Source organism: Streptomyces thioluteus, assembly GCF_039535865.1.
Map to the genome: position 1 here is coordinate 21749 of NZ_BAAAXZ010000131.1, position 6155 is coordinate 27903.

The following is a 6155-nucleotide window of genomic DNA, read 5'->3' on the forward strand; positions in this document are numbered from 1 at the left end:
AACACCGTGAGTGCACGTACCCCGCTGATGGCGGGCAACTGGAAGATGAACCTCAACCACCTCGAGGCCATCACCCACGTCCAGAAGCTCGCCTTTTCCCTCACGGAGAAGGACTTCGAGTCCGTCGAGGTCGCCGTGCTGCCGCCGTTCACCGACCTGCGCTCGGTGCAGACGCTGGTCGACGGCGACAAGCTGAAGATCAAGTTCGGTGCCCAGGACATCTCGGCGCACGACTCCGGCGCGTACACCGGTGAGATCTCCGGCGCGATGCTCGCCAAGTTCCGCTGCTCCTACGTGGCGGTCGGCCACTCCGAGCGCCGCCAGTACCACGGCGAGTCGGACGAGCTCTGCAACGCCAAGGTGAAGGCCGCCTTCAAGCACGGCGTGACCCCCGATCCTCTGCGTCGGCGAGGGCCTGGACGTCCGCAAGGCCGGCAACCAGGTCGCGTACACCCCTGGCCCAGCTCGACGGCGCCCTGAAGGACGTCCCGGCCGACCAGGCCGAGACCATCGTCATCGCCTACGAGCCCGTCTGGCCATCGCACCGGCGAGGTCGCCACCCCCGAGACGCGCAGGAGGTCTGGCGGGGCGATCCGCGGCCGCCTGGCCGAGCTCTACAGCCAGGAGCTGGCCGACAAGGTCCGCATCCAGTACGGCGGCTCGGTCAAGTCCGGCAACGTCGCCGCGATCATGGCGCAGCCGGATGTCGACGGCGCTCTGTCGGCGGTGCCGCCCTGGACGCGGACGAGTTCGTCAAGATCGTCGCTTCCGCGACCAGTAGGTCTCGAACGCGGTAGCGCTGTGCCGACGGGCGTCGCCCGTCGTACCCTGTCGGGGTCGGGACCGGTGGTTTCACCGGGCCCGGCCCCGCATCCGTTCGTCAACAGTCCGAGAGAGTTGGTCCAGCCGTGGTCATGGGGTTCTCGATCGCCCTCATCGTCTTCAGCCTGCTGATGATGATGCTGGTGCTCATGCACAAGGGGAAGGGCGGCGGCCTGTCCGACATGTTCGGCGGCGGCATGCAGTCCTCTGTCGGCGGCTCCTCGGTCGCCGAGCGCAACCTCTGACCGGATCACCATCGTGGTGGGCCTGCTGTGGTTCGCTGCATCGGTGGTGCTCGGCCTGCTGATGAAGTTCAAGAGCTGACGCTCTGTCGTACCCGCGGCCTATGATGGAGCTCGCGGCCTCGTGGCCGGGCGGTAACTCCTGCCGCTGGACGCGCGTTGGGCCTTACGTAGACTGGGGCGCTCGCAGCGGAGCGGACTGTCACGCTCCGCCGCACCATCACGCAGGGAGTTACGACCGTGGCAAGTGGCAACGCGATCCGGGGAAGCCGGGTCGGGGCGGGGCCGATGGGGGAGGCGGAGCGGGGCGAGTCGCCCGCGCCTGCGCATCTCCTTCTGGTGCTCGAACGGGCACGAGACGCAGCCGAGCTTCGCCAGTGACGCACAGGTGCCGGACACCTGGGACTGCCCGCGCTGCGGCTTCCCGCCGGCCAGGACCGGGACAACCCTGCCGGACCCGCCGCGCACCGAGCCCTACAAGACGCCACCTCGCGTACGTCGGGAGCGGCGCAGCGACGCGGACGGCGAGGCCATCCTCGCCGAGGCGCTGGCCAGCTCCGTGGGAGATTCTGACGAACCGCCAGCACTGACCGGCCCGGCCGGAGGACCGTTCCTTCCGGCCGGGCCGGTGGTGTTTCCGGGGCCGTGACCTGGAATCGGCGGCGGCTCCATTAGGTTGGGAGAGGCGAGAGAGCTACGAGTAGAAATGGACTGTGTCCGAAATGAACGCTGAGGGCCGCACGGGCTCGACCGCATGCCCGATGTGGAACGCACTGACCAAGCACCGGGACGAGCTGGGGGAGTGCGGCTGCGCCGGCTGTTCGCGGAGGACCCCCGGCGGGCCGAGAAGTACGCGCTCACCGTCGGCGACTGTACATCGACTACTCCAAGCACCTCGTCACCGACGAGACCTTGCGACTGCTGTCGCGTAGTCTCGCGGCGGCGACCGGCGTGGCGGAGCTGCGGGACGCGATGTTCCGCGGCGCGAGAAGAGATCACACACCACCGAGGGCCGGGCCGTGCTGCACACCGCCCTGCGCGCTCCCGGCTCGGCCGTCGTCGAGGTGGACGGGGAGAACGTCGTCCCGCCGTGCACGCCGTGCTGGCGAAGATGCGGGCCTTCGCGGACCGGGATGCGGTCTGGCGACTGCCGAAGGGCCACACGGGCAAGCGCATCCGCAACGTCGTCAACATCGGTATCGGCGGATCGGACCTCGGTCCGGCGATGGCCTACGAGGCGCTGCGCGCCTACACCGACCGTGGGCTGACGGTCCGTTTCGTCTCCCAACGTGGACGGCGCGGACCTGCACGAGGCCGTGCGGACCTGGGACCCGGCCGAGACGCTGTTCATGCGTCGCGTCCAGACCTTCACCACCATCGAGACCATCACACCAACGACGACGTCCGCGCGCGGCTGGCTGCTGGCCGGCTCGGCGCGGGGACGAGGCCGTCGCCAAGACACTTCGTGGCACTGTCCACGAACGCGGAGAAGAGTACGCCGGACTTCTCGGCATCGACACGGCCAACATGTTCGAGTTCTGGGACTGGGTCGGCGGGCGCTACTCGTACGACTCGGCCATCGGGCTCTCCTGATGATCGCCATCGGCCGGACCGCTTCCAGGAGATGCTCGACGGGTTCCACCTCGTCGACGAGCACTTCCGGACCGGCGCGCGCCCGAGGAGAACGTGCCGCTGCTGATGGGGTCTGCTCGGCATCTGGTACGGCAACTTCCACGACGCGTCAGTCGCACGCGGTGCTGCCCTACAGCCACTACCATGTCGAAGTTCACGGCCTATCTGCAGCAGCTGGACATGGAGTCCAACGGCAAGTCGGTTCGACCGGGACGGGAAGCCGGTCAACTGGCAGACGGGGCCGGTGGTGTGGGGCACGCCGGGTACCAACGGGCAGCACGCGTACTACCAGTTTGATCCACCATGGGACGAAGCTGTATCCCCGCGGATTCTGATCGTTTCGCCCGGCCGGTGGACGATCTGGAGCCGGGGGCTCGTCGCCCAGCACGACCTGTTGATGGCGAACTCTGTTCGCGCAGGGGCAGCGCTGCCTTCGGCAATGACGCTCGGAGGAGGTGGCGGCGGAGGGCGTCGCGGAGGAGCTGGTCCCGCACAAGACGTTCGGGGGAACCGTCCGACGACGACGATCCTGGCGGATGGCGCTGACGCCGTCGGTGCTGGGGGCAGTTGATCGCGCTCTACGAGCACAAGGTGTTCGTGCAGGGGGCGGTGTGGAACATCGACTCGTTTCGACCTAGTGGGGGTCGAGCTGGGAGGTGCTGGCGAAGCGGGTGGAGCCGGCGTTGACGGAGGAGGTCTCCGTGGAGGGGCTGGATCCCTCCACCTCGGCGTTGGTCGCCCGCTATCGGGCCGTTCGGGGGCGCTGACGCGGAAGGGCCCCAGTCCCGTCCCTTTCTCGTTTCCCTGGCAAGGCCCCGGACCCCGCAACGCGGCTGCGCCGCGTTCGTCCTCAAACGCCGGACGGGCTGAATAATCAGCCCGTCCGGCGTTTGAGGGCTACGGCGACGCCGGCGGGTACAGGTCCCGCGGAGCTGGGCGGCCGCCGCTGTCCAGGAGCCACAGCGTGCGCGTACGCCCGTACGCCCCCGCCGCCGGTGCCTGGATCTCGCCACGCGCCGCCCAGCGCGAGGGCGACCGCCCCCGCCTTGTCCTCGCCCGCCGCCAGCAGCCAGACCTCCCGGGCCGCGCGATCGCCGGCAGGGTCAGCGAGATCCGGGTCGGCGGCGCTTGGGTGCGCCGTGTGACGCCGATGACCGTGCGCTCCGTCTCGCGGACGCCCGGCAGGCTCGGGAAGAGCGAGGCGACGTGCGTGTCGGGGCCACGCCCCAGGAGCAGGACGTCGAAGGACGGGACGGCGGCGTGGTCCTCCGGCTGCGCGGCCGCGGCCAGTTGGGCCGCGTACGCCTCGGCCGCCTCGTCGGCGTCTCGTACGTGCCGTCCGCGGGGGCATGGCGTGCACCCGCGCCGGGTCGAGCCCGACCGCGTCCAGCAGGGCCTCGCGGGCCTGCGTGACGTTGCGCTCGGAGTCGCCGTCGGGGAGGAACCTCGTCGCCACCACAGGTCAGCCGCGACCAGTCGACCGCGTCCGGGCGGGCGAGGCGGCGAGGCCGCGCAGCAGCCGTTGCCGTTGCCGCCCGCCTCGTGAGGACGACGGAGGCCGAGCCGCGGGCCGCCTGCGGCGTCCACGACCTTGTGATGAGCCGGGTCCGCGGCGCGCCTGGGCCATCAGCTCCGTTGTCCGGTGGACGACGATCTGCGGGCGTGCTCACGTTCGCGCTTCTTGGAGTGGCCTTCTTCGAAGAGAGCCGGGGCGGGCTCGCCTCGGCCGCGGTGGCGGGTGCCTCCGCCTGCCGGGTCCCGCGTCGGGCACGGTGCGGCCGCCGCGAGCCGCTCCACGCCGCCTACTCAGCGTGGACGCAGTAGACCGTGCCTCCCCTTCAGGGTCGAGGCGGCGGAGCTCCTCGGCGAGGGAGCTCGGCGTGTCGCGGCCTTGTAGCGCCACCCCGTTCCGGTCCGGTGCCCTTCATGGACAGCCGGGCCAGCAGCGCACGTCAGGATGCGCTCCAGGGTGATGACGCGTTCCTTGGCTCTCCAGGCGGACGCGCCGTGAGGCCGGCCCTCGGGAGACGTGCGGCGGGCCGGCACCTCCGAGGCGGTCGGCGATGCCACTCGCCAGCAGCTCGCCGCCGATTGCAGTCCTCGCCCTCGACCTCGGCGTCCGGTGACCCGCGTGGTCCGCCTGCTGGTCGTCAGGGCGGCCGCGAGCATCGAGCGCACACGGGGTGATCCGGGTCAGGCCAGTCCGTGTCGCCGGGCGCGTAGGTTCGCGGCGCGCGGCCGTGAGCTCGGAGACCGCTCCTCGGCCTGCGTAGGTGTCGGCTGACGCGGCGCTGGCGAGATGGACTCCGCGCCCAGACGAGTCCTTGGGCTCTGGGGTGTGGAGCGGGAGCACCGGCCACCAGGCACCACGGGGGCGTCCGGCAGCAGCAGGTGGCAGTAACCGCCGAAACACCGACTGGTGTGCGTGGTCTATGACCTCGCCGTCACAGCCGCAGCACCACCGTCTCGCCGGTGTCGCGGAGTGCCACCCGGACCATCGGTTCGTCGAGCCGGCCTGTCGCGCGTTGCGCGGCGAGCGGCTGACCACGACTTGATGACAGACGAGCATTGCGCGACGGGTGCTCGCGGGAGGCCTCGTTGGCCGTCCTTGAGTCGCGGCGCGTCGAGGCGTGCTCACTCGCTCGTCGGTGACGATGACTTCAGCGTGAGCACCATAAGCCGTGCCGGGTGGGCACGATGGCGCGCGCGGCCGCTGGAACAGGGCGTTGTTGATCTATGCTGCGCGTGTGTGTCCGTCAGGTCGCTCTTCATGGCCGACGCCAGCATTCCGTCCGTCTCGTGCGAGCATCTCGTCCGCCTCGACCGTGCCCCAGGTGCCGCCGGGTACTGTGCGCGGGCTTGCCGTGCATTGTCCCAGTACTCCTCGATCGGGTCGAGGATCTGCCCAGGAGAGCTCGACCTCCTTCAGTGTTCAGGCGCAGGAAGAGGTGGCGTCCGAGCAGCACGTCGAGGATAGAGCCGCGCGTACGCCTCGGGCATGGACTCTGCGTGAACTGACTCGCCGTAGGCGATGTCCATCGAGACGTCCCGGACCTCCATCATCCGGAGTGGCCCGCACCTTGGAGGGCGAATCGCTAGGTGTCTGCCACATCGTCGGCTGCACCCGGATGCGTATATTATTAAGAAACAAGATGATAAGAAAAGACCAGAAAAAGGGCGTTCTCGCCCCAGCTCCTCGGAATGGCGTGTGTCGCTCGAAGGCGAGTGCGGGCCGTGCGCTGGAAGACGACACGACGATCTCGAGTGACGCGGCAGGCCGAGCCGCATTGCCGTGCGCGCAGGTAGAAGGTTTGGACGAGCCCGCCCCAGCGGCGGTTGTCGAGGCCCAGCGTGATCGCGCGTAGGTGTCGGTCGTGGAGCGCGGTCGATGCCGCTCCTACCTCCAGGTAGCCGAGCACCTCCCGCCGCCCTGCAGCCGCCCGCGTACCTGGCCCCCCG

2 protein-coding genes and 8 pseudogenes are annotated in these 6155 nt (G+C 69.8%); 8 read left to right on the forward strand and 2 right to left on the reverse strand.

Annotated features, from left to right (window positions below; translation table 11 throughout):
* Nucleotides 1–45: 45 nt before the first annotated feature.
* The 8 genes and pseudogenes from ABD794_RS17345 to ABD794_RS17375 all read left to right on the forward strand — a co-directional run bounded on the left by ABD794_RS17345 (nt 46) and on the right by ABD794_RS17375 (nt 3267).
* Nucleotides 46–954: pseudogene (locus ABD794_RS17345) on the forward strand (triose-phosphate isomerase family protein).
* Nucleotides 915–1146 (forward strand): annotated as a pseudogene (gene secG / locus ABD794_RS17350) (preprotein translocase subunit SecG). Before ABD794_RS17345 ends, secG begins: the two co-directional pseudogenes overlap by 40 nt.
* A 158-nt stretch (nt 1147–1304) precedes the next feature.
* A pseudogene (locus tag ABD794_RS17355) lies at nt 1305–1632 on the forward strand (RNA polymerase-binding protein RbpA); the annotation flags it as partial.
* Nucleotides 1633–2175: 543 nt separating this feature from the next.
* Nucleotides 2176–2289: pseudogene (locus ABD794_RS19165) on the forward strand (hypothetical protein); the annotation flags it as partial.
* Nucleotides 2290–2380: 91 nt separating this feature from the next.
* Nucleotides 2381–2431 (forward strand): annotated as a pseudogene (locus ABD794_RS17365) (hypothetical protein); the annotation flags it as partial.
* Nucleotides 2432–2591: 160 nt separating this feature from the next.
* Nucleotides 2592–2825, forward strand: a pseudogene (locus ABD794_RS19170) (hypothetical protein); the annotation flags it as partial.
* A gap of 15 nt (nt 2826–2840) precedes the next feature.
* Nucleotides 2841–2993 carry a hypothetical protein gene (locus ABD794_RS17370; protein WP_344964438.1) on the forward strand — a complete coding sequence of 51 codons (153 nt, stop codon included), beginning with the start codon at nt 2841–2843 and terminating at the stop codon, nt 2991–2993.
* Nucleotides 2944–3267, forward strand: coding sequence for a hypothetical protein (locus ABD794_RS17375; protein ID WP_344964435.1), 324 nt, complete (start codon nt 2944–2946; stop codon nt 3265–3267). The genes ABD794_RS17370 and ABD794_RS17375 overlap by 50 nt, the downstream gene beginning before the upstream one ends.
* A 326-nt stretch (nt 3268–3593) precedes the next feature.
* Here the strand turns inward: ABD794_RS17375 and pgl are convergent.
* Together pgl and ABD794_RS17385 are read right to left on the reverse strand one after the other, a co-directional pair.
* Nucleotides 3594–4323 (reverse strand): annotated as a pseudogene (gene pgl / locus ABD794_RS17380) (6-phosphogluconolactonase).
* A gap of 1141 nt (nt 4324–5464) precedes the next feature.
* Nucleotides 5465–6075: pseudogene (locus ABD794_RS17385) on the reverse strand (hypothetical protein); the annotation flags it as partial.
* Between the last annotated feature and the right edge of the window lie 80 nt (nt 6076–6155).